This window comes from Lysinibacillus sp. NPDC097195, assembly GCF_044762075.1.
In the GTDB taxonomy this organism is placed as follows: domain Bacteria; phylum Bacillota; class Bacilli; order Bacillales_A; family Planococcaceae; genus Lysinibacillus.
Window position 1 is genome coordinate 2,235,731 of record NZ_JBIWDP010000001.1, and the last position, 23,159, is coordinate 2,258,889.

Here is a 23,159-nt window from a genome sequence, read left to right on the forward strand (position 1 = left end):
AAAACGTGATGATGCTTATACATTGATCATTTCATTTGATAGTAACTTGCGCAATTTAAATAAAGCCTTTGAATGTATTTGTGAAATACGGGATGTTGATAATTCGAGCATTTCACCAATTTCAGTTAAGGTCAATTCCTCTGTGTAAAACAAACTAAGAACGAGTTGCTCTTTGTCATTTAGCTTTTGTATATTTATGGCTAAATCATCAAGTAATTCTGATTTTATAACGACCTGCTCAGGAGTCTTTGTCGTATCGTCACGAATGACAAATGACTTTCCCTCAGTCTCCTCCTGATCTTGCTGCTCATTGATGGACAGTACATTTGAGAAGAAATGCTCCTGTACTGTTTGGTAAACATCTTCCACTGGTACCTCCATATGTTCTGCTAGCTCCTCAGGTGTCACATGGCGCATATAGTGTTGTTCTAATTGTTCTATTTTGGCATCTAATTTTTTTGCTTTCTCTCGTGCAGATCGTGGTAACCAATCTTCCTTACGTAAGCCATCAATGATGGCACCTCTCACCCTAAAAGAAGCATATGTATCAAATTTTAAGTCTCGGTTTATATCAAATTTATTTAACGCATCAAATAGACCTAGCATACCCAAGCTTGTTAAATCGTCTCGGGATACACTTTTAGGTACACCTGCGCCGATTCGCTGTACATGATAAGTCACAAGAGATGTATATTTTTTTATTAGTAAATCACCCGCATCTGGATCACGATCATGAATCCACCGATTCCACAGCTTTTGTTCATCGTTTAGAATTGGTTGTGTCATAAAATCCACCTCTCTTTATGAAAAGCATATTACGCCTGTGAGCAAGCTTACATGTTGCAAGTGGTTCATTGTGCCCAGAGCACTATTAGCACCTTATTTTTAAATCCATATCAATTAATAAGCCTCTTTGAGTATTTGCTTACAATGACTGACAGACGTAGAATACAAACCCATGCCATTCTTTCCTTTTATTATAACAAGATTCGACTATAATTTCATATGATTCTCTTACACTATTCTATAATTGATTGGCGTATTTTTTAGGCATAAGAAAACTGCCTCTAACTATAGTTAACATTAGAGGCAGTTCAAATAGTTCTCGCTTTATGCATTTACTTGTTGTTCATCTTCACGATTTAACATCGTTCGTACAACTTGTGCAATATCTTCTGTGTTTTCATCTTGAAACTCAACTGTTGAGCTTGTAGGAGCTGCTTCATTACTTCCCTCGTCGAGATGCGAAGCATTGTTGTCTTCCAGCTCACCATCAGCTAGTAATTGATCTGCATTGGGCGTAAATAGCACATATGCAATTAACAATCTAACGATATACATAACAAAAAATACGATAATAGCTGCTATAAAGGAACCTATGATAATACGTAATGGCGTATACGGTTGTTGCAGCGTTATAAAGAAGTAACAAGAAAAGGCAATTAACGCCCCCCACAAGTTATAAAAAATAGAACCAAACATTATATTTCACTCACTCCTTGGTTAACCGTTCGAATATTTAATATCGACGTAGCCGGATTAAATTCAATTGTTCGACCGCTATTACCGCCCGTATTTTCGGCAACTAAAGGAATTCCATGACGTTTTAATTCAAACTTAACGGCCTCTACATTACGTGGACCTATGCGCATTGAATCTTTATCTGATGTAAATTGAAACATTTGCGCACCACCTGCAATTTTAGCCTTTAGCTTAAATTTTTGAACACCTTCTAGTTTTAATAAATCTATCATAGCTGAAATGCCAGTATCTGCAAATTTTGCGACATTTATTGATTCTGATCTACCAAGACTAGAATCTGGTAGCATTACATGGATTAAACCAGCTATTTTCTTTGACTCATCGTATAAAATAACGCCTACACAAGAACCAAGACCTGAGGTTCTAATTGTGTTCGGAAATTTCGCTACATCCATTTGCGCAATTCCAACTTTTATTACTTGCCCATTCGTATTTAGCATAGCCTATGAAACTCCCAATGCTTTAAAAATAGCATCAAAAGAATCTGGATCCGGCAATAAGAAGAAATGTCCTCTTACTGTTTCATGATCCTCCACACCGTCTTCAAAAATGGATGTATTTATTACGATGACATTATCGCTTACGTGCGATAATTCAATTAAGCCAATACTAATAATTGCTCCAAACATATCCACACTTAGACCAGGTACTGTGGGATAAATTTTTAAATTTGTAAAATCTGATAACGCAGATAAATATGACCCTGATAAAATATTCCCCATTTCCTGCATGGCTGATAATCCTAGCTCAGAAACAGGTGGGTTTTTAAAGTCGAATGATTCATCCTGTATTAGACGACGGATAAAGCGATTTGCTTGTTCGATAGGAAGAATGAAAAACATGCTCCCCTCTGCATCACCTTCAATGCGTAAAAAAATCCCTACCACGACATTTTCAGAGCCACCAGCTAACTCCATCATGTCATTAAACGATACCATTTCGACTTTTGGTACACGCATATCAATTTTTTTACCAAGCAAATTGGAAAGTGCTGTCGCAGCATGTGCGGCACCAATATTGCCAATTTCCTTTAAGACGTCTAAATGCAGTGATGTAATCTTTTGATTAAATGTCATAATCGAATCCCTACTTTAGTGGATTTAATACTTTTTCTAAATGCAATAAAATTAATAATCGTTTACCAATTTTGGCTACACCTGAAATAAACTCTTCTTCAAGAGAACCCACTACTTCTGGTTGTGGTTCAATTGAATTTGCAGGAATGTCCAATACATCATTTGCTGAATCGACTACAAAGCCTACTTCCATATCCTCTAAAGAAATAATGATAATACGCGTTGTTTCCTCATGGTCAGAGATTGGTAATTCAAAGCGTTGTCGTAAATCAATAATTGGCGTCACAACACCGCGTAAATTAATAACACCTTTTACGTATTTCTCTGTTTTAGGCACACGTGTAATATGCATCAGTTTCTCGATACCTTGAACGTGAGATACAGGAATAGCATATTCCTTATCTGCTAATTGGAAGACAATCACTTTTATATTTTCTTGTTCAACTGCATTTGTCATGGTTAACACCTCTCTTATTCATTCACCTTATTTAATAAGTGCATTACAATCTACAATTAAGGCTACTTTACCATTACCTAAAATTGTTGCACCTGAAATTGCAAAGATATTCGTTAAGTAGTTGCCTAATGATTTCAGTACAATTTCTTGTTGGCCAATGAATGAATCGACAACTAAACCAGCAAGTTTCTCGCCTTTACGAACAATTACTACTGAATGGAATTCATCGTCTTGTAGCTCTTTACGAGGAACTTCAAAGATTTCCTCCAAGAATACAAGTGGAACCACTTTTCCACGGAAATCGATTACCTTTTGATTATGCGCATTCATAATATCGGATGTACGAATAATCGAAGTTTCGATAATTGATGATAGCGGTATTGCATAAATTTCTTTTTCGATTTCTACAAGCATTACGGAAATAATCGATAATGTTAGCGGCAATTGAATAGAGAATATTGAGCCTACATCTTGTGTAGATTCGATTGATATGTTTCCACCTAAAGATTCAATCGTCGTTTTAACAACGTCCAGCCCTACACCACGACCTGATACATCAGATATAACATCAGCTGTTGAGAAACCAGAAGCTAGAATAAGCTCATTGATTTGATTGTCTGACATTGCAAGTGATTGTTCTTGCGTAACTATTCCTTTAGCAATTGCTTTTGACAGCACTTTATCACGATTAATGCCCGCACCATCATCTTCAATTTCAATAAAGACATAGTTACCGCTGTGATAAGCTCGTAAGACCACAGTACCTTCTTCCGGCTTGCCTTTTGCACGGCGCGTAGTAGGGTTTTCAATACCATGATCGACAGAGTTACGGATTAAGTGTACAAGCGGATCTCCGATTTCGTCGATTACTGTTCGATCAAGCTCTGTTTCTGCACCAATAATCTCAAGATTTATTTTTTTATTAAGGTCACGAGATAATTGACGAATCATTTTAGGGAAGCGGTTGAATACCGTTTCAACAGGTACCATGCGCATCGTTAAAATAATGGTTTGTAAGTCACCCATAACACGACTCATTCGTTCCACTGTTTCGTTTAGCTCGCCATGATTTACTTCTGAGGAAATAGATTGTAGGCGACCACGGTCAATCACAAGCTCCTCAAAAAGATTCATTAAAATATCCAGACGTTCGATATTTACACGAATCGTTTTATTACCAACAGGTGCATGACTTTTATCTGCTTTTGCAGGCGTTGTCGTTTTTTCTGCTGCAGGCTTAGCTGTCGTATCTTGTGTGTCTACTACTTCCGCCGTTGCCGTTGCAGTAGCCGCTACCTCTTGGCTTGCCTCATACTGTTGTTTTTCGCTGAATTGCACTTGATTAATTGTTGCAATATTAACTTCCTCAACTTCAGAAACCTTCATTAACTTCTTCTGCATATCTTCTGCTGATTCTTTTGTTACAAATGCGACATAAAATTGCTGATCGAATTGTTCATCTTCAAGCTTCTCAACAGATGGCGCTGATTTAATAACGTCTCCATCCTTCTCAAGAATCTCAAATACCATAAATACACGTGCAGCTTTTAATAAACAATCTTCACGCAGTCTTACTGAAATTTCAAACGCATTAAAACCTTGTTCGGCAGATTGCGTAATGACCGTTTGTTCAAAGCTATCATATTCTAATACACTTGATACTTGTGGTACTTCTACAGTGGCTACAACTTGCGGAATTGCTTCCTCACCTGACTCAATGCGCTTTAATTGCGCTACAGTAGAAGAAACATCACGTTTTCCATCTCCACCATTCGCAATATCCATGACCATTTCTTCTAAATGATCGACAGATTCAAAAACGATATCTAAAATTTCTGGTGAGACATGAATCTTTTCATTTCGAATAGCATCTAATACATTTTCCATTTTATGTGTTAAATCGGCTAAGTCTTCAAAGCCCATCGTCGCTGACATACCTTTTAGTGTATGCGCTGAACGGAAAATCTCACCAACGATTGCCAAATCATCAGGGTTTTTTTCTAGTTCTAATAAATGCTCACTACAAGCTTGTAAATGCTCTTTACTTTCTTCGATAAACATCTCTAAATATTGATTGACTTCCATTAAGAGGACACCCCTTTTAAGGCAAATATTTCATAATTGTTTGTGCAATATCATCTACATCAGCGACTTCATCGACAAGCTGCGTTTCCACCGCAGCTTTCGGCATACCATACACTATGCAAGTTTCAGCTGACTCTGCGATAGCAATTACATTGCCGGTATGTTTTAAAGCCTTTAGTCCTTTTGAACCGTCATACCCCATACCTGTCATAATAACTGCTACCTTATCAAAATCTTTAAATTGACTTACATCTTCAAACATGACATCTACAGACGGGCGATGGCCGGAACGTGGTGGTTCTTGATTATCCAATACGATGCCATAGGAGGTACCTACTTTTCTTAATCTTAAATGGTATCCCCCAGGGGCAATATACGCTATGCCATTTTGTAAAATATCGCCTTGCTCTGCTTCTTTAACTGTAATCTCGCTTAAATGATCGAGGCGAGCAGCCAGTGATTTCGTAAAACCAGCCGGCATATGTTGAACAATAAGAATCGGCGCTTGAATTGATTTCGGAATTTTTGTAATAACTTCCTGCAGCGCACGTGGTCCACCCGTAGATGTACCAATTAACACAATTTTCTTGCTTACTTTATTCCAATCAACGTGCGGCTTCGTACTATTCACTACGGACGAGCTCACATCGGCTGGAAGTATCGCTTTTCGTTCTTTCGAAAGTTCTTTTCTTATAGCAGTTGCTGATACAATGGGTTCTTGTTGCCTTTTACTACTAGAAGGTTTTTTTAGTTTAGATATAGGTACCAATGAAGCCTGTTCCACTTTATGAACAAGTTCAGATTGGATTTTATGTAAATCAAGAGAGATTGTTCCGCTAGGTTTCGCAACAAAATCAACTGCTCCATACTCAATTGCAGTTAGTGCATTTTCAGCCCCTCGTTGGGTTGTACTTGAAAGCATGACGACAGGCACTGGACAAATTGTCATAATTTCATTTAATGCTTCGAGTCCATTCATTTCAGGCATTTCAATATCCATTGTTACGACTGTAGGTTTTAATGTTTGAATTTTCTTGATTGCATCTTTTCCATTTCGTGCTGTTCCAACTACTTCAACCTTCGAGCTACCAACAAAAAAGTCACTAATTAGCTTTCTCATAAAAGCAGAATCATCGACAACTAACAGCTTGCTTTTATGTAAAAAGTCCAATTAATCACGTCCTTTCGAAAAAATACTTCTAAGTTTAGTTAAGAATTTATTTGCTGATTGTTCATGTGCATGCACTTCTTCTGTACGTTGTTCCATAAAACGTGCCACAATCAATTGCAGTGTTTTGGAAATAAGAGCATCTGGATAGGCGATTGAAAAAGGCACTTGTTCACGTACTGCTTTTCGCACAACGGGATCCTCTGGTAATGAGCCTAACACTGCGACCTCTTTGTCTAAAAAACGTTTCATCGTAAGCCTTAAACGCTCAATGGTTTCAATACCTTCTTCTTTAGAAAAAGCACGGTTGCAGAGTATATAAAATTGCTTCTCCATATCTCGTACATGAATGTACTTCATCATCGAATAGGCATCTGTAATAGAAGTTGGCTCTGCTGTTGAAATAACTATTATCTCGTCAATGGAAGTAAGTAACTCTAAAGACCAATTCGTCGCCCCAGCACCCATATCAAATAAAATATAGTCAAAGTTTTTTTGCAGCTGGTCAAAAGCGTGAATGAGTCTTTCAAACATGGCCTCTGACCATTCCAGCACGCTCGACATACCAGATCCGCCAGCAATACATTGTAAACCATGTGGCCCTTCAAATATGACCTCATCTAGCAATTTATTACCTTCCAAGTAATCTTTCAAACTATAAGAAACATTTTTTCCAATTAAGATATTGATATTGCCCATGCCGATATCCATATCTACAATGGCTACTTTTTTGTCCCTACTCGCTAAATTAATTGCAAAGTTCATTGAAAAGTTACTTTTACCAACTCCACCCTTGCCGCTTACGACAGCAATGGTTTTGCCTAACTGACCTTGCCGCTTCAACATTTTCAAGCGTAATGTTTCTGCTTGATCCCTCATTTTTCTTCACCTTGGAAAAACAAATTAAGCACTGCTTCTAAATCAGCTTCTTCAATATCTTCTGGTACTTCTTGACCATTCGTATAGTAAGCAAGTCCTTTATTATATTTAATCATTAAATTAATCATTGTGCCAATAGAATTTGTTTCATCGACCTTTGTAAAAATCATTTTCTCGATTGGGACGCTAATAAATTGCTCAATAATATTGGTCATATCTTTTTCTTTTGCCGTCATAGCAAGCACTAGGAAAGATTCAGCCTGATCATCAAACTTTATAAGGCGCTGTAAATCATCTACATATTTTGCTTCTTTATAATTGCGTCCAGCTGTATCGATAAACACTAAATCTAAATGGGACAATCGTTGCACAGCTTGTTCAAAATCCGTCGAGTTATAGGCAATTTCAACAGGCGCTTGTAAAAGGTTAGCATACGTTTTTAACTGCTCTATCGCAGCAATTCTGTATGTATCGGTTGTAATAAAGCCAATTTTCTTCTTTTTCTCTAAAACAGCCCGTGCTGCCATTTTAGCAATTGTTGTTGTCTTGCCGACACCAGTTGGCCCGAGAACATTAATATATTTACGTTCATACGATAGCCCCCCTATCGGCAATCCTTCTAATTTTTTACGCAATAAGTTTTTTGTAATTAACTTGCATTGTGAAAAATTGATTTCTGAGGCTTCTTTGAAATGCATAAAAAGCTCATCACCGATCGTTGTGATGAGCTCCTCATTTAGCTCTTGCTGTCTTAAGTATTCAATGAAGGGTAAGAGTTCATCGGGATATTGAGCTTGGCTAGCCTTCTTGTGCATAGATTGCATTAACGACTTTAAATCGGCAATTTCCTTCCTCAGTTCATCAGACATACCAGAGTCTTCTTGCAAACTTGCACTATGTTTAGGCTGGGTATGTTGAATTTTAGCTTGTACAGCATTTGTAATCTCTTGCAAACTAGCATTTTCTTTTTTAGTAGACATTGTTGGCACGATAGCAGACGATGGAGCTGTAAAGCTTTGCTCCATAGCGTCAATGCCTGCAACAACTTCAAAACTTTTCTTTTTTACAAGCCCAAAAAGTTTCTTTGTTACGATAACCTTTGAATTCAAAATGACAGCGTCCTCGCCTAATTCAGCACGCACAAGCTTCATTGCTTCTGGTATGGAAGATGCATAATATTTTTTCATTTTCACTCTACATTCACCACCCCAACACTTTGAATTTCAATTGAAGCATCTAATTCATTATAAGATAGCACTGGAATCTGCGGGAAATAGCGTTCTGTCAGCTGACGTAAATACATACGAACTGCTGGGGAACATAAAATAATTGCAGATTGTTCCATAAAGGACACGCGTTCTACCTCCGATGCAATTGTCTCTAAAACAGTTTGAGAATCTTGTGGATCCATCGCTAAATAATTACCGTGATCCGTTTGCTGAATACTATCCGCAATCATTTTCTCCACTTTACCTGAGACAGTAATGACTTTCAATGTTGGGCTGTTCCCTACATATTGTGAGGTAATTTGGCGAGCTAAAGATTGTCGAACATACTCTGTTAATATATCGGTATCACTGGTTAATTTTGCATAGTCTGCTAATGTTTCGAAAATAATTGGTAAGTTACGTACTGATACATTTTCTCGAAGAAGCTTGCCCAATACTTTTTGGATTTCTCCTGTAGATAATGGCGCAGGTGTTAATTCTTCAACTAAAATTGGATGTGTTTCACGTAAATGATCAATTAATTGTTTTGTTTCTTGTCGACCTAATAATTCATGCGCATTTGCTCGAATAATTTCGGTTAAATGGGTTGATACAACACTTGGTGGGTCCACAACCGTATAGCCAGACATTTCAGCGTCTTCTTTAACTTGCTCGGTAATCCATTTTGCAGGAAGACCAAATGATGGTTCCACGGTATCTATTCCTTCAATAGAATCATCATCACCAGGACTCATGGCTAAATAATGATCGAGTAAAAGCTCACCTCGTGCCATTTCATTACCCTTAATTTTAATGCGGTATTCATTAGGCTGTAATTGAATATTGTCTCGAATACGTACAACCGGAATAACAATACCTAGTTCCAATGCTAGTTGACGTCGAATCATAATGACACGATCTAATAAGTCGCCGCCTTGTGCTGCATCTACTAAAGGAATTAAACCATAGCCAAATTCAAATTCAATTGGGTCCACATTTAATAAATTCACAACATTTTCAGGGCTCTTCATGCCGTCTGTTGCCACTTCTTCCTCGATTTCAAGTAACTCTTCCTCATCCTCTGGTTTTTTACGTTCCATCATGTAAGCACCTGCAATCAGTGCAATGCCGATTGGTAACGTCACCCAGTTTGGAATTGGCGTGAACAAACCTAGTAAAATAATAGTACCCCCAGCAACATAAAGAAGCTTTGCTTGAGCAAATAGTTGTCCGGTAATATCTTCTCCTAAACTTCCTTTAGAGGATGCGCGTGTTACAACAATCCCTGTTGCTGTTGAAATCAAAAGCGCAGGAATCTGTGACACAATACCATCACCAACGGTTAGCTTTGAGAAATGAGTTGCCGCTTCTGCAAATGGTAAGCCCATTTGGACTACGCCGATAATAATCCCAAATAATAAGTTAATAATAACCATCACCATGGAGGCGATAGCATCCCCTTTTACGAATTTCGTAGCACCATCCATCGCTCCGTAAAAATCCGCTTCACCCGCAACTTTGTCACGTCGTTCACGTGCTTCACGCTCAGAAATTACACCAGCGTTTAAATCAGCATCAATACTCATTTGTTTACCTGGCATCGCATCCAGTGTGAAACGAGCAGCTACTTCCGCAACACGTTCCGCCCCTTTTGTAATCACGATAAACTGAATTAATACTAAAATTAAAAACACAACCAAACCTACGAGAACATTCCCGCCAACGACGAAATCTCCGAAAGTTTCAACAACTGAACCAGCATCTCCATTCGCTAAAATCGCTCGCGTTGTGGAAACACTCAACCCTAGTCGAAACAAGGTTAACAGTAAAATAACGGAAGGGAAAATAGAGAAATCTAACGCTTCCTTCATACTCATTGCTGTTAAAAGTACTATTAATCCTAACGTAATATTAATGACGATTAGGAAACTTAACATCCACGGAGGAAGAGGGATGATGAGCATCGCAACGATTAAAATAACCGCACCTAAAACCCCTATATCGCGAACCTTCATTTGTGTCCCTCCTACATAAAAGCTTTAAATTTTCCGCTTGATACGATAAACATAAGCGAGTACTTCAGCTATTGCTTTGAAAAACTCCTCTGGTACTTGATCGCCTATTTCTACCTGATCGTACATGGCTCGTGCTAACGGTCTATTTTCAACCATAACGACATCATGTTCTTTCGCAATCAGTTTAATTTTTTGAGCAACAAAGTCTGTTCCCTTTGCTACTACACGTGGGGCATCCATACTTTCCTCATCATACTTCAGGGCAATCGCATAGTGCGTCGGGTTGGTAATAACCACATCCGCATTCGGAACCTCTGACATCATTCGACGCATCGCCATTTCGCGCTGACGTTGTTTGATTTTTGATTTAATGAGCGGATCACCTTCACTATTTTTATATTCATCTTTAATGTCTTGCTTAGACATTTTAAGATTTTTTTCATACTCATGTTTTTGATACATCCAGTCCAATAAGGAGACACAGAGTAACACAAGAGAAGCCGCGATACCCATAATGCCAACTAGTTTACCTACAGTAATAAGGGTCATCCACGGACTTTTAAAAGATAGAGCTAATACTTCATGTAAATTTGACCAAACAATAATTGTTGTTACACCACCGATAAAGGTGATTTTTAAAATTGATTTTAAAAGCTCCACAATGGCTTTTACTGAGAATATTTTCTTTAATCCTTTAATAGGATCCATCTTTTTTAAATCGAATTTCATCGGCTCTAACGTGAATAAAAAACCAAATTGTAGAAAATTACCCGCTAATGCTCCTACGAAAGCAATCGCCATTATCGGTACGATAACATAAGCCATTTCTACTAATGTTTCGGTAAATAGATGCATGACACTGTCTATCGTAAGTGTTTCTACACGTATGTTATGGATAAATGTTTGTCTAAAAAAAGATAACAGCTCATCACGCAATGATCCTGCGAAGAAAAATAAAAAGATAAACACCATGAGCATCACAATCGCACTCGATATGTCCTGACTCTTTACGACTTGCCCTTTTTTCCTTGCATCTTGTCGTTTTTTCGGTGTCGCCTTTTCCGTTTTTTCGCCCGCAAAAAATTGTAAATCTAAGTCCAGTAGCAGCAACATGTTATCCACCACCTAATATCGCCATTAAATCGCGCATACCGTAAATCATAATCGAAATCAATTTTTGTATAACTTGTATCATGACTGCCATCATCGTGAATAGCACTAAAAAACTAACACCTATTTTAATAGGAAAACCGACAACAAAGATATTTAATTGCGGAACCGTTTTCGCCGTAATGCCAAGTGCTAAATCGACTAAAAACAACGTTGCTACAACAGGTGCTGCCATTTGAAAGGCAATGGCAAAGACGGCAGTAAATGTCGTTATAACAAACTGGATATAATTATCTTGCGCGAAATTAGGGAATCCCTGATCAATAGGTAAAAACTGATAACTATAGTAAATGCCATCTAAAATCATATGATGGCCATTAATTGCTAGCAGAAATAGCAATGCCAATGTATTAAAAAATTGACCAATTAACGGGCTTTGCGCACCCGTTTGAGGATCAATAATATTGGCAATAGCAAATCCCATCTGGAAATCGATAAAGCTTCCGGCTATTTGAATAGCCGACATGATGATATAGCCTACTAGACCGAGTAGCAATCCAATAAGCGCTTCTTTCATCACTAAAAGTATGTAATCACCATTAAAAAGAAATGGCTCTACGTCTATTGTGTAATACATCATCCAAGCTAAAACAAATGCAAGGGCTATACGTACTTGCTGCGGTATTGTTTTATATGAAAAGAAAGGTACCGTCACAAAAAAAGCGGTTACTCGCACAAGCACTAATAAGAAAACTGTTATTTGAGGGATTAGTTCATTCATGTATTCACCCTATATAACGCGTTAAATTCTCAAAAATATCTCTCGCATAGCTCGTTACTTGTGATAACATCCATGGACCAAAGAAAACAATGGCCACTAATACTGCGATGATTTTTGGAACGAATGCTAAAGTTTGCTCTTGAATGGATGTTGTTGCTTGAAAAATACTAACCGCTAAACCCGAGATTAAAGCAACTAATAATAGCGGTCCGCTTGTTAGAAGGATAATCATAATGGCACGCTCTGCAATTGAAATAACCATTTCACCTGTCATACTGTATCATCCCCTAAAAACTTTGTAATAATGATTTCATTACGAGATACCAGCCATCGACGAGTACAAATAATAAAATCTTAAACGGCAATGAAATCATAACCGGTGGTAACATCATCATCCCCATCGACATTAATGTACTTGCGACAATCATATCGATAACGAGGAATGGAATAAAGATCATAAAACCAATTTGGAAAGCGGTTTTAATTTCACTTAAGGCAAAGGCAGGTACAAGCATCGTTAATGGAATTTCTTCCACTGATGCTGGTTTTTCTGCTTGGTTATACTGTAAAAACAAATCTAAATCTTTTTGCCTTGTTTGTTTACTCATAAACTCTTTAAAAGGCACACTCGCTTTCTCGTATGCTTCTTCTAGCCCAATTTCTTCAGCAAATAATGGCTGTAATGCCTCCTTATTGACCTCTTGAAACGTCGGAGCCATGATAAAAAACGTTAAAAACAAAGCAAGACCAACAATAACCTGATTAGGCGGCATTTGTTGTGTCGCCAAAGCTGTACGCACAAAGGACAGCACAATGACAATTCGGGCAAAGGATGTCATTAAAATTAAAATGCTCGGTGCCAATGACAATACAGTTAATAATAAAAGGAGCTTAACGGACGTCGAGACGTTTGTTGGATCGCTGTTGGAAAAATAATTGACTATATCATTCATTGATCATCATTCTCCTTTTGCTTCCATCTCTCGATTTCCTCACTACGCTCCTGTTTAATTTCAGAAATCTTTTTTTCAAAAAGTTCGCCAAACGAATCTTGCTGCTGAACCTTTGAAGGATTTTGCTTATTTTTTCTATTAAACTTTGAAAATATCTCTGCTATATAAGGTGATGTTGCCGCAAATTCCTGCTTCTCGTTATACAGTGCTAGCAATGCTTCCACTTCCTGCGGATCAGTAATCTCACGTAAAAGTTGGACATCTTCACCGACGCCAACTAAATACAGTGATTTTCCTATTTGCAAAAGTTGGACAGATTTTTGTGCCCCTAACGATAAACCGCCTAGATTTTGTACCATTTGATTTCGTTGAAAAGTTAAATTTCTTTTGTTCAGGAACTTCATTAACCCATAAAATAAAGCTACAACAAAAATAAGCGCCAAAACCATTTTTATGTATTCCCATGCAGAAACATCTCCAGCTGCAGAAACAACTGTATCTTCCTTCGCAGCTGGGTCTGTTTTATCATCATTACATGCCTCTGGTTTTTTTATGCAATAATCAACATTTGTATCGGAGTCTGCATAAACAGAACCAGATGGTAGGTACACAAATAGGAAGGTTACAAGAAATGCGAAAATCATCGTAAGACGAAATGATTTTAACATTTGCATGGAATTATCCTAAAGCTTTTTGGATCGCTTCAATTACACGATCAGCTTGGAAAGGCTTCACAATAAAGTCCTTCGCACCCGCTTGAATTGCATCGATTACCATTGCTTGTTGTCCCATTGCTGAACACATAATGACAGTAGCACTTGGATCAGTACCTTTAATCGCTTTAAGCGCTGCAATACCATCCATTTCAGGCATTGTAATATCCATTGTTACTAAATCTGGCTTTAACTCATTGTATTTTTCAACAGCCTGTAGACCATCGGCCGCTTCCCCTACAACTTCAAATCCGTTTTTCGACAAAATATCCTTGATCATCATGCGCATAAATGCAGCATCGTCTACAATCAAAATTCTTTTAGACATGGTTAACTCCTCCAATTGAAACTATCTTAAATTATTTAAACGCTCTGCTTGACTTAAAACATCTGTAATGCGTACGCCGAAGTTTTCATCAATAACAACTACTTCGCCTTTTGCAATTAAACGACTATTTACTAGAATATCAACCGGTTCCCCTGCTAATTTATCTAATTCAATAATCGATCCACTAGCTAGTTCTAAAATCTCTTTAACAGAACGTTTCGTACGTCCTAACTCTACAGTAACTTGCAATGGAATATCAAGTAGCATATTTAAATTTCTAGCCTCAGATTGAGAGATTACATTTGGATCAAAGCTAGCAAACTGTGCCTGTTGAACATTTACAGGCTGTACAGGTCTTTGCTGCATATGATTTTGTTGTTGCTCTTGATACATTGGCTGTTGTTCTTGATACATCGGCTGTTGCACTGGCGCAGCTGGTTGCTGATATACCGGTTGCTGAACTGGTGGCGGTGTATGTTGAACAGGCGGCGGTGCGATAGGTGCTTCTGGTGCAATTGTCGCTGCAACTGGCTCTTCAATCGCTTCTGTTTCTCCTAGTAGAGACTTGACAATATTTTGACTAAATTTAAGCGGCAATAATTGCATTAAGTTTGAATCAATCAAGTTACCAATTCGAAGACGGAACGAAACTTTTACTAGTAGATCATCTTCTGGAATATTGTCTCGTCCTTCATCTTGAGAAATATTCATTAAATCGATTGTCGGTGGCGAAATATCTACCTTTTTGTTAAATACTGTCGACATCGATGTTGCCGCAGAGCCCATCATTTGATTCATCGCTTCTTGGACTGCGCTGAGTTGAATTTCACCTAAGTCTGGTTTAGGGTTTAAACCGTCCCCACCTAACATTAAATCAGCAATAATTGCTGCATCCGATTGTTTAATAACAAGTAAGTTCATACCTGTTAACCCAATCGTATATTCAACTTGCACCGCTACATATGGATGAGGAAATTCCTCTTCTAATTTATTGCGGTTAATCATTGAAATACTTGGAGTCGTAATATCTACTTTCTGACCTAATAACGCTGAAAGAGCTGTAGCTGAACTGCCAAATGATATATTTCCTACTTCACCGAGTGCATCTTGAGCAAACGAATCAAGGTAATCCTCTACTCGTATTTCATTTATGTCCTCTTTTGTAGAAGCTTCGCTGTCGTTCATTCTATCGTCCAACGTTTCGCCCCTTAATAACGCTTCAATTTCTTCTTGGGAGAGCATTTCATCACTCATCTTCGTCTCCTCCTTTCAAAGGGTCGATAATCTGGATTGCTAATTTTTTACCCTGTTTCCCGGGTTGTACTGTGAATTTAGGTAAGGTACCTACTTTCAACAGCAGTGGATCATCAATTTTTTGATCTAATTGAATAACATCCCCGATTTGCATCATCAGGAAGTCTTCAATGGTGATATCGCTAATACCTAGCTCTACTGAAAGAGGTAATTGAGCCTGTTTCACACGTGTTTCAAGCATTTTTGTTTGCTCAGGTGACATTTCTTTTGTATTTGTCTGCATCCAATAGCGGACAGATAGATTCGGTACAATTGGTTCTAAGACAACATGTGGAATACAAATATTAATCATGCCGCTTGTCTCACCAATAATCGTATTCAACGAAATAACAACAACCGTTTCATTTGGTGAAATCATTTGTAAAAACTGAGGATTGACCTCAAGCTCTACTAGAATCGGGTCAATTTCCGCAATATTTTCCCATGCTTCACGTAAATTATCGAATGAACGTTCGAAGAGGTTTGTCATAATTTTTGTTTCGATTTCTGTTAAGTTATCAACATTACTATGACTTGCTCCACTACCGCCCATTAAACGATCCAACATTGAATAGGCAATGTTCGGATTTATTTCCATCAATATATTACCATCAAGTGGTGGCACTTCAAACACATTTATAAGCGTCATATTCGGAATTGATCGAACAAACTCTTCAAAGGGTATTTGGTCTACTGATGCTACAGTAATTTGTACATAGCTTCTTAACTGTGCAGAAAAGAAGGTTGTCAGTAGTCGTGCAAAATTCTCATGTATTCGGGTCAAACTTCGGATTTGATCTTTAGAGAAGCGTAACGCTCGCTTAAAGTCATAAACTTTAACCTTTCGCACCTCATCCTCTTTTTTAATGTCATCCGCTGACATTTCTCCGGTAGAGATTGCGGAAAGTAACGCATCTATCTCCGATTGGGATAACACATCTCCTGCCATTTGCCCACCTCCATTTCAAGCAGTTTCTAATTTTTATTGAAAGATGTAGGAGGTAATATATACTTGTTTAATTTCTCCCTCTTGCATCAATTCATTTAACTGTGTTTTTATTGCCTTTTCAAACATTATTTTTCCTGCTTTGCCATCCAAATCTTTTTGTTCCATTTCTGATAGCTCTTGAATAATTAAATTATTCGTTTGGAAATCACGCTTCTTTAATTCTTCAGCAGCGTCCTTGCTTGAAGTTTGGATTTTTAGCGTCATGCGCACTATCCTTTTATCAGCTAGGTTTGTCATAATCTCAGGAACGTCAACAGAGGCTTCTACAATTTCGTCTATTGATGGTTCAAGCGATGCTGCAGGCTTATTGAATTGAGTAAATAATACAAACGCAATAACGCCAATAAGTATAATCGCCACTAGTACGATGATAATCATCGTTAACACTTTATTATTCTTCATCTTCTTCACCTCGTAGATGCGGGTTTGATAGTACTTGTATATTGTTATAAAAGGCAGTTACCTTTTGTCGCACCTCATGTTCACTCTGTAACACAATCATTTTTGTTCCTGTTGTTAAAGTAATCGTCGTATCTGGGAAAGATTCGACTGTTTCTATGTATAAAGCATTCAGTGTAAATGCTTTGCCATTTAGTCGTGTTAGTTCAATCATTGAATTAGGGCCGGTCTGGCATGAGAGCCGGCCCGACCCTCCCTCATATTGAAAATTATGTTGTAAAGCTCAAATTACTGCTCTTAGCGCTAGTCGTAGCGCATTGTTAGACTATCGTTTTAAGTTTACTAATTCTTGTAAAACTTCATCTGATGTCGTAATAATACGTGTATTTGCTTGGAAACCACGTTGCGCAACGATCATCTCTGTAAACTCTTCCGATAAGTCTACGTTAGACATTTCAAGGAATCCAGATTCTACAGAACCAATACCGCCAACTGTTGCTACTTGAGCATATGGGTCTCCAGAGTTAGCTGTAGCTTGATAATAGTTAGCTCCTTGTTTTTGCAGACCGCCAGCATTCGGGAATTTAACTAAAATTATTTGACCTGCATATTGACGGTCGCCTTTGTAGTCCACATACTCTACTGTACCATCTTTTCCAATTGACATTGATTGTGCAGTTGTCGGGATTTTAATTGGTTTAATATCCGCTGAAAAGTCCATATCTTCCGCGATATTTCCTTCGATATCAGCAAGACCGTTATCTTGTTTTTGCTGCTCAGCTTCAGTGCCATCAATTGTATCGCCATCAGCAGAGATAGATAAAGAATCACTTGCATGACCAACAAGATATTTACCATCAGCATTCACTAAATATCCGTTTTTGTCCATATAGAAATTCCCAGCGCGCGTGTACAAAATATTTCTGTATCCATCTTCATCAATAACACCTGTATCATCCGGTGCGCCATTGGAATCACCTACCATGAAGAAGCCATCGCCTGAAATGCCTAAGTCTAATACACGTGCAGTGTTTTGTAATGATCCAGAACCATGTACTGTGTCAATTGCCGCAAGCTGTGATCCTAAGCCAACCTGCATTGCATTTACACCACCGCGCGTTTGCGAAGGTGCAGATGCACCTGTTTGCATTTGAGATACTAAATCTTTAAATACTACGCGTCCTTTTTTAAATCCATACGTGTTGACATTTGCAATGTTATTACCAATAACATCTAGCTTTGTTTGGAAGTTTTTAAGACCTGAAATACCTGAATACATAGAACGTAACATAAGTTGTCGTTCTCCCTTCATTTTTGAATTGAATGGTGTGCCTCTATCAGTCAGCACACATAGGCTTCCTTACTATAAGAAGGTCCAGCCTTAGAGCACAATTGTGCCATCAATATTTGTAAACAGTTGTTGTTTTGCTTCCGTGCGATCCATTGCTGTAATGACAGTAGCATTTTTAGCACTGACGATTAAAGCTGCTTGATCCATCAAGACTAATGGTTGTTTGACACCTTTTGAATGCGCCTCAAATACTTTGTCAGATACAACTTGCCATTCCTGTTCAGTAATTGCAATATTACGCTCTTTAATGCGTTCATGTGCATGCTTACTTACTTTCAGCTCCTGTTTCGTTGCCTCTTGTAAATGCGCACTAAACGATTGCTGTGAATTGGTAGGCGTAGGCTGCTTTTGGCGAATAGTTGGATACAATGGAACACGATGAATTGAAAATTTATCCACCCTTCTCCACCACCTTTATTCGCTAATTACTGTAAATTCTTTTCCTGCTAATTTTTTGCCATTTTCTAATTCGTAATAAATTACACCATCTTTATTGGATACAGAGACAACACGACCTTGTACATCTTGTTCACCGTCATTGTACGTAACATTTTTGCCAATGAGCTTACTCGCTTGTACTAGTGGTGATTCTGTAGTTGTAGAACTGTCACCCGTGCTCGTGCCTTTATTACCTAAAATCGCTGAAATATTACCAGGGTTAATTTCTTTACCATCTGCTAATATAAACACTGCTTCACCATCAACAAACTTTAAAGATTCAATAACACCCGTTCCTTCGTTTACAACTGGCTTATTATCTTTATCTACTTCGTCTGTAATTTCATGCCATTTCACTTCTTTACCAACAAATGTTGTATAGTTCATCAGCTGTGTTTGTTGTTGAGACATTAATAATGACTCAACTGCCTTTGTCATATTTTGCATTTGCTCTAAAGATGAGAATTGTGCCATTTGTGCAATGAAATCACGGTCATCCATAGGGTTTGTTGGATCTTGATTTTGTAATTGTGTAATCAATAACTTTAAGAATGCATCTTTACCAAGCTCACTATTACCCGTTTGCTTTGTTGGTGGATTATAGTTTGTATAATAAAGATCAGTTGAAATTTTTGAATCCGCCATCGCTTACACCCCTTCATTTTCTAAGTAATCTGTAAAGGACATGCTTTCTTCACTATCCTCTGTTGCCTGCTCTTGCTCTTCTTGCTGTTGTTGCCTGAAGAAGTTACTAAAGAAGTTTTGATCTCGTTGTTGTCGGTCAGCATCTTGTAATGACTGCGCAATATCAAGTCGATCAACTTGGATATTTTGTTGAACAAAGGCTTGTTTTAATTGATGTGCTTGACTGTCTAATAAGTCACGCCCATGCGCAGTAGAAGCAAGCAATCGTGCTGTTATGACTCCATCATTTTGCACAAGTTCAATTCGAATGGTACCTAAATTTTCAGGATACAATTTTAACGTTAACCGGGTAATTCCTTGGGCATTTGAAATTTGTGCCTTATTAATAATGGCCTGCATTTCTTTCAGTAATGCTTCCGATTGCGCTGGCTTAGCTGCTGGTAACGTTACTTGGAATGTATCAGCTTTTGTTTGGACTGTATTCGCCGTCACCATTTCATTTGCACTTGTATCTGTTTGTTTTGTCACTTGTACCTGCTGTACAACTTGCTGGAAGCCTTGTAATGGTAGTGTGACAGTTGTTTTTGTCGTAACTTGTTGTGCCGTTTGAATCGTTTCAATCTGTGTTTGCAATGCTGTTAAAAAATTATTAACATTTGATAGCGCATTTTCTTGAGACATCGTTAAATCCGATTTTTGGCCAACTAATTGCACCAGTTTTAATGCTTGCAGGAGTTTCGTAGCATCTTCTGACGTTACTTGTCCTTCCCCTTGCAATGCAGCTACTAACTGCGTTTGCAACAATGGTGCCTGCACATCTACTAAAGCTAGTAGTTCCCAGACGTCGCTCGCTTGTTGATCTTCATCTAATAATTGTTGCACTAATTTTTGTAATTGCTCTTCATCAATATTCAATGCAGCCATTAAATTATCTAAATTCAACATTTCATCCATTGCTACTGCTTTACCATCTTCCCCCACTTGAAGCATTAACAAGCCTTCATCATGTGGAATTTCTAGTAAATCTAGTAATTCATCAATAGATTTAGTATTTAATAATTCATCAACTTCAACCAATTGATCGTTGTCTTGAGAATTAGTAGTCTGGGATGTTTTATTTTGCTGATTTGTAGTTGCTACAGCCTTGTCAAATACTGAACCAAATTTTGATATTTTATCTTTTGATGATCCAGCATTTGTTGTTATCTCAGTATTACTAGCCTTAGAAGTAGCCGAACTGGACTTCGTAGCATTTAAAGTAGTCATTTTCATCATCGCAATATTCATGTTTTCACCTCCTTTTCATATATATTTCTTATTGTTTAGCCATCATTTCTGTATACTTTGCCGCATCTTGCGGTTCCATCTTTTCTAAAATGGCAGCTAATTTATCGGGTTTTAAGCTCGATAAAATGCGAAGTGCTTGTGCATCACTCATCTTTATAAGGACAGGAGCTGCGGCTTTAGGTGACATCTTATCAAAGGTTGTTAAAATATCATTAAAATCACGCTTCACATCATCTTGCTCTCGTTGTAATTTTTCGATTTCAAATTGTAATCGTTCTTGCTCTGTCAATAATTTTTCTTTTTCAGTTGTCGTTGCATCCAGTTTGCTTTGCAATTGTGCAATTTCAGCTTCTTTTTCTTGTATTTCTGCCTTTAAGCCAACAACCTTGGAATCATCAATTACTAGCGCATCTTTTGCTTGTTGTTCATCGGATTCCACAAAAGGTAAGCTGCTTACTGCCTTTTTTCCTAAATCAAAGACGTTCGTATCCATTAACGTTGCTACAACAAGTAGCACCGCTACCACGAACATAACAGGTATTAATATCCAGATAAAAAACTTTTGGAAACCTCCTGATTTACGCTTTGGCTGTTGTTCTTCTAATTCAGTTTTAATACGATTATCTTTTTTTACCATGAAATCACCTGATTTCTTTCTTGAAATACGTAAGTGAAGAAATTTCATCTAAAAATATGCTCTCAATGCGATCTTGTTCTTGTTGGAAAGATTTAAAATCTTTTTCCCGCATTTTTTCAAATTTACGTACTTCCAAGTTTTTTTCTAATAGTTTTTCTTCGTGCCAATTCATCTTCGAACGTGCTTGTATAACCTTTTGTTGTACATCAGCAATCGTTTTTTCGAGGCTATCAATAAAACGAGCATAGTGATGAATTTCTTCTATTGATGATCCCACAGCTAAGCGATCCTGCTGAAATTCTATTAAATCCTCTTTCTTTTTCAGCAAATCATATAGCTTTGTGGCAACCTCTTCAAATGAACGAACAGACTCTTTATAAGCAATTTCGGTTTCATTCTTTTCTTGCTCTCGAATAGTTAATACTTTTTCAAAACGATATATGTAACTGACCATCCTATCTGCCACCACCGTTCGATAATGTAATTAACTCATTTTTACTTTCCTCAAGTGTCACCTTATCTAAATACCCTTGTTTTAAATAAGCCGTAATAAGCGGTTCATAATAAATCGCTTCATCTATCTCTTTTGATGTTCCACGCTTATATGCACCGATATTAATTAAATCCTCTGATTTGTCATATGTATAATAGAGCTCTCTTAAGCGCTCTGCAGCCTTTTTATGCTCTGGTTCTGCAACATGATTCATCAAACGACTAACGCTTTTCAGTACATTGATAGCCGGATATTGCCCTTTATTGGCTAGGTTACGATCAAGAACTATATGACCATCTAAAATACCTCGAACTGTATCAGCAATCGGTTCATTCATATCGTCTCCGTCTACTAATACCGTATAAAACGCCGTGATAGAGCCTTTTTCATTCGTCCCAGTGCGTTCTAATAACTTCGGTAAAATTGCAAAGACAGAAGGTGTATAACCCTTCTGAGCAGGTGGTTCCCCTGTTGCAAGTCCGATTTCACGCTGTGCCATCGCTACCCGCGTTACAGAGTCCATCATTAACATTACATTCATGCCACGATTCCTAAAGTATTCTGCAATCGCAGTGGCGGTAAATGCACCTTTAATTCGCATCAGTGCAGGTTGATCGGAAGTAGCCGCCACAACAATCGATCGGCTTAGACCTTCAGGGCCTAAGTCTCGTTCAATAAACTCACGTACCTCACGACCACGTTCTCCAACCAATGCAATAACATTTAAATCCGCTTGTGTATTGCGCGCAATCATACCGAGTAACGTACTTTTACCAACCCCAGAGCCGGCAAAAATACCTACACGTTGTCCATTGCCGACCGTTAGCATACCGTCAATTGCCTTTACACCAACCTCAAGTCTTTCATTTATCGGTGGACGAGTTAGTGGATTAGGCGGGTCTTGTTCAGTTGGTACTGACATTAAGCCCTTCGGTAACAATGTACCATCAATCGGATTTCCCATTGAATCTAACACTTTACCAATTAGTTCTGGTCCTACTTTGATTTCAAGAGGTGCCCCCGTACCTTCCACTAAGCATCCAATCGATATTTCACGCAGCGAGGTAAAGGGCATTAAGACAACAATTTCATCTTTAAAGCCCACGACCTCTGCTAAAATGATTTGATGTCCATTTTTCGACGTTTCAACATGAATTTTACAGACATCACCTATGGAACTATCAGGACCTTGCGACTCAATCATCAAGCCGACAACTCTCGTTACTCTACCAAACTTTTTAAAAGTAGGTATATTAGGAATTTGTTCGATTAATTGAGCCGTTTTCATCTAG

General features: G+C 38.0%; 27 protein-coding genes. All 27 read right to left on the reverse strand.

The window, feature by feature from the left end; all coding sequences use genetic code 11:
• Positions 1–15: 15 nt before the first annotated feature.
• Positions 16–786: a FliA/WhiG family RNA polymerase sigma factor gene (locus tag ACIQXI_RS11590; RefSeq protein ID WP_402924756.1), complete on the reverse strand. Its 771-nt coding sequence runs from the start codon at positions 784–786 to the stop codon at positions 16–18.
• A gap of 324 nt (positions 787–1,110) precedes the next feature.
• On the reverse strand, positions 1,111–1,482 hold the full coding sequence (locus tag ACIQXI_RS11595; protein ID WP_402924759.1) for a hypothetical protein: 372 nt from the start codon (positions 1,480–1,482) through the stop codon (positions 1,111–1,113).
• Positions 1,482–1,982: a chemotaxis protein CheD gene (locus tag ACIQXI_RS11600; RefSeq protein ID WP_402924762.1), complete on the reverse strand. Its 501-nt coding sequence runs from the start codon at positions 1,980–1,982 to the stop codon at positions 1,482–1,484. Before ACIQXI_RS11600 ends, ACIQXI_RS11595 begins: the two co-directional genes overlap by 1 nt.
• 3 nt (positions 1,983–1,985) lie before the next feature.
• Positions 1,986–2,618 (reverse strand): chemotaxis protein CheC, encoded by a 633-nt coding sequence (locus ACIQXI_RS11605; RefSeq protein ID WP_402924765.1) that lies wholly within the window; start codon positions 2,616–2,618, stop codon positions 1,986–1,988.
• A 10-nt stretch (positions 2,619–2,628) separates the two neighbouring features.
• Positions 2,629–3,075, reverse strand: coding sequence for a chemotaxis protein CheW (locus ACIQXI_RS11610; RefSeq protein WP_402924767.1), 447 nt, complete (start codon positions 3,073–3,075; stop codon positions 2,629–2,631).
• A 27-nt stretch (positions 3,076–3,102) separates the two neighbouring features.
• Positions 3,103–5,160, reverse strand: coding sequence for a chemotaxis protein CheW (locus ACIQXI_RS11615; protein ID WP_402924769.1), 2,058 nt, complete (start codon positions 5,158–5,160; stop codon positions 3,103–3,105).
• Between the two features lie 16 nt (positions 5,161–5,176).
• A complete protein-coding gene (locus ACIQXI_RS11620) occupies positions 5,177–6,331 on the reverse strand; it encodes a protein-glutamate methylesterase/protein-glutamine glutaminase (RefSeq protein WP_402924772.1) in 1,155 nt (384 codons plus the stop codon).
• Positions 6,332–7,207 carry a MinD/ParA family protein gene (locus tag ACIQXI_RS11625; RefSeq protein ID WP_402924774.1) on the reverse strand — a complete coding sequence of 292 codons (876 nt, stop codon included), beginning with the start codon at positions 7,205–7,207 and terminating at the stop codon, positions 6,332–6,334.
• On the reverse strand, positions 7,204–8,400 hold the full coding sequence (flhF, locus tag ACIQXI_RS11630) for a flagellar biosynthesis GTPase FlhF (protein ID WP_402924777.1): 1,197 nt from the start codon (positions 8,398–8,400) through the stop codon (positions 7,204–7,206). The genes ACIQXI_RS11625 and flhF overlap by 4 nt, the downstream gene beginning before the upstream one ends.
• Entirely contained in the window at positions 8,397–10,430 is a 2,034-nt protein-coding gene (gene flhA / locus ACIQXI_RS11635) for a flagellar biosynthesis protein FlhA (RefSeq protein ID WP_402924780.1), read from the reverse strand. The genes flhF and flhA overlap by 4 nt, the downstream gene beginning before the upstream one ends.
• Before the next feature lie 24 nt (positions 10,431–10,454).
• Positions 10,455–11,543: a flagellar biosynthesis protein FlhB gene (gene flhB, locus ACIQXI_RS11640; protein ID WP_402924783.1), complete on the reverse strand. Its 1,089-nt coding sequence runs from the start codon at positions 11,541–11,543 to the stop codon at positions 10,455–10,457.
• A 1-nt stretch (position 11,544) separates the two neighbouring features.
• Positions 11,545–12,321, reverse strand: coding sequence for a flagellar biosynthetic protein FliR (gene fliR / locus ACIQXI_RS11645; RefSeq protein ID WP_402924785.1), 777 nt, complete (start codon positions 12,319–12,321; stop codon positions 11,545–11,547).
• A gap of 4 nt (positions 12,322–12,325) precedes the next feature.
• On the reverse strand, positions 12,326–12,595 hold the full coding sequence (gene fliQ / locus ACIQXI_RS11650) for a flagellar biosynthesis protein FliQ (protein ID WP_402924788.1): 270 nt from the start codon (positions 12,593–12,595) through the stop codon (positions 12,326–12,328).
• 13 nt (positions 12,596–12,608) lie between these two features.
• A complete protein-coding gene (gene fliP / locus ACIQXI_RS11655) occupies positions 12,609–13,274 on the reverse strand; it encodes a flagellar type III secretion system pore protein FliP (RefSeq protein WP_173477751.1) in 666 nt (221 codons plus the stop codon).
• The gene (locus tag ACIQXI_RS11660; RefSeq protein WP_402924791.1) at positions 13,271–13,942 is read right to left on the reverse strand and encodes a flagellar biosynthetic protein FliO; all 672 of its coding nucleotides are present in this window, start codon (positions 13,940–13,942) and stop codon (positions 13,271–13,273) included. The genes fliP and ACIQXI_RS11660 overlap by 4 nt, the downstream gene beginning before the upstream one ends.
• Positions 13,943–13,952: 10 nt before the next feature.
• Positions 13,953–14,315 (reverse strand): response regulator, encoded by a 363-nt coding sequence (locus ACIQXI_RS11665; RefSeq protein WP_004269288.1) that lies wholly within the window; start codon positions 14,313–14,315, stop codon positions 13,953–13,955.
• Positions 14,316–14,336: 21 nt separating this feature from the next.
• Complete coding sequence (gene fliY, locus ACIQXI_RS11670; RefSeq protein WP_402924793.1) at positions 14,337–15,569, reverse strand: flagellar motor switch phosphatase FliY; 1,233 nt, start codon at positions 15,567–15,569, stop codon at positions 14,337–14,339.
• Positions 15,562–16,557 carry a flagellar motor switch protein FliM gene (gene fliM / locus ACIQXI_RS11675; RefSeq protein WP_402924796.1) on the reverse strand — a complete coding sequence of 332 codons (996 nt, stop codon included), beginning with the start codon at positions 16,555–16,557 and terminating at the stop codon, positions 15,562–15,564. Before fliM ends, fliY begins: the two co-directional genes overlap by 8 nt.
• A 33-nt stretch (positions 16,558–16,590) precedes the next feature.
• Positions 16,591–17,019: a flagellar basal body-associated protein FliL gene (gene fliL, locus ACIQXI_RS11680; RefSeq protein WP_402924799.1), complete on the reverse strand. Its 429-nt coding sequence runs from the start codon at positions 17,017–17,019 to the stop codon at positions 16,591–16,593.
• Positions 17,009–17,230, reverse strand: a complete 222-nt coding sequence (locus tag ACIQXI_RS11685; RefSeq protein WP_402924801.1) for a flagellar FlbD family protein — start codon at positions 17,228–17,230, stop codon at positions 17,009–17,011. The genes fliL and ACIQXI_RS11685 overlap by 11 nt, the downstream gene beginning before the upstream one ends.
• 111 nt (positions 17,231–17,341) lie before the next feature.
• Positions 17,342–18,307, reverse strand: coding sequence for a flagellar hook-basal body complex protein (locus ACIQXI_RS11690; RefSeq protein ID WP_402925753.1), 966 nt, complete (start codon positions 18,305–18,307; stop codon positions 17,342–17,344).
• Between the two features lie 90 nt (positions 18,308–18,397).
• Positions 18,398–18,766: a TIGR02530 family flagellar biosynthesis protein gene (locus ACIQXI_RS11695; RefSeq protein WP_402924804.1), complete on the reverse strand. Its 369-nt coding sequence runs from the start codon at positions 18,764–18,766 to the stop codon at positions 18,398–18,400.
• A 15-nt stretch (positions 18,767–18,781) separates the two neighbouring features.
• Positions 18,782–19,450 (reverse strand): flagellar hook assembly protein FlgD, encoded by a 669-nt coding sequence (gene flgD / locus ACIQXI_RS11700; protein ID WP_402924807.1) that lies wholly within the window; start codon positions 19,448–19,450, stop codon positions 18,782–18,784.
• Positions 19,451–19,453: 3 nt separating this feature from the next.
• Complete coding sequence (locus ACIQXI_RS11705) at positions 19,454–20,737, reverse strand: flagellar hook-length control protein FliK (RefSeq protein WP_402924810.1); 1,284 nt, start codon at positions 20,735–20,737, stop codon at positions 19,454–19,456.
• A 28-nt stretch (positions 20,738–20,765) separates the two neighbouring features.
• A complete protein-coding gene (locus ACIQXI_RS11710; RefSeq protein ID WP_483869717.1) occupies positions 20,766–21,374 on the reverse strand; it encodes a MotE family protein in 609 nt (202 codons plus the stop codon).
• Between the two features lie 4 nt (positions 21,375–21,378).
• A complete protein-coding gene (gene fliJ, locus ACIQXI_RS11715; protein ID WP_402924815.1) occupies positions 21,379–21,828 on the reverse strand; it encodes a flagellar export protein FliJ in 450 nt (149 codons plus the stop codon).
• Position 21,829: 1 nt separating this feature from the next.
• Positions 21,830–23,155 carry a flagellar protein export ATPase FliI gene (fliI, locus tag ACIQXI_RS11720; RefSeq protein WP_402924817.1) on the reverse strand — a complete coding sequence of 442 codons (1,326 nt, stop codon included), beginning with the start codon at positions 23,153–23,155 and terminating at the stop codon, positions 21,830–21,832.
• Positions 23,156–23,159 lie beyond the last annotated feature (4 nt).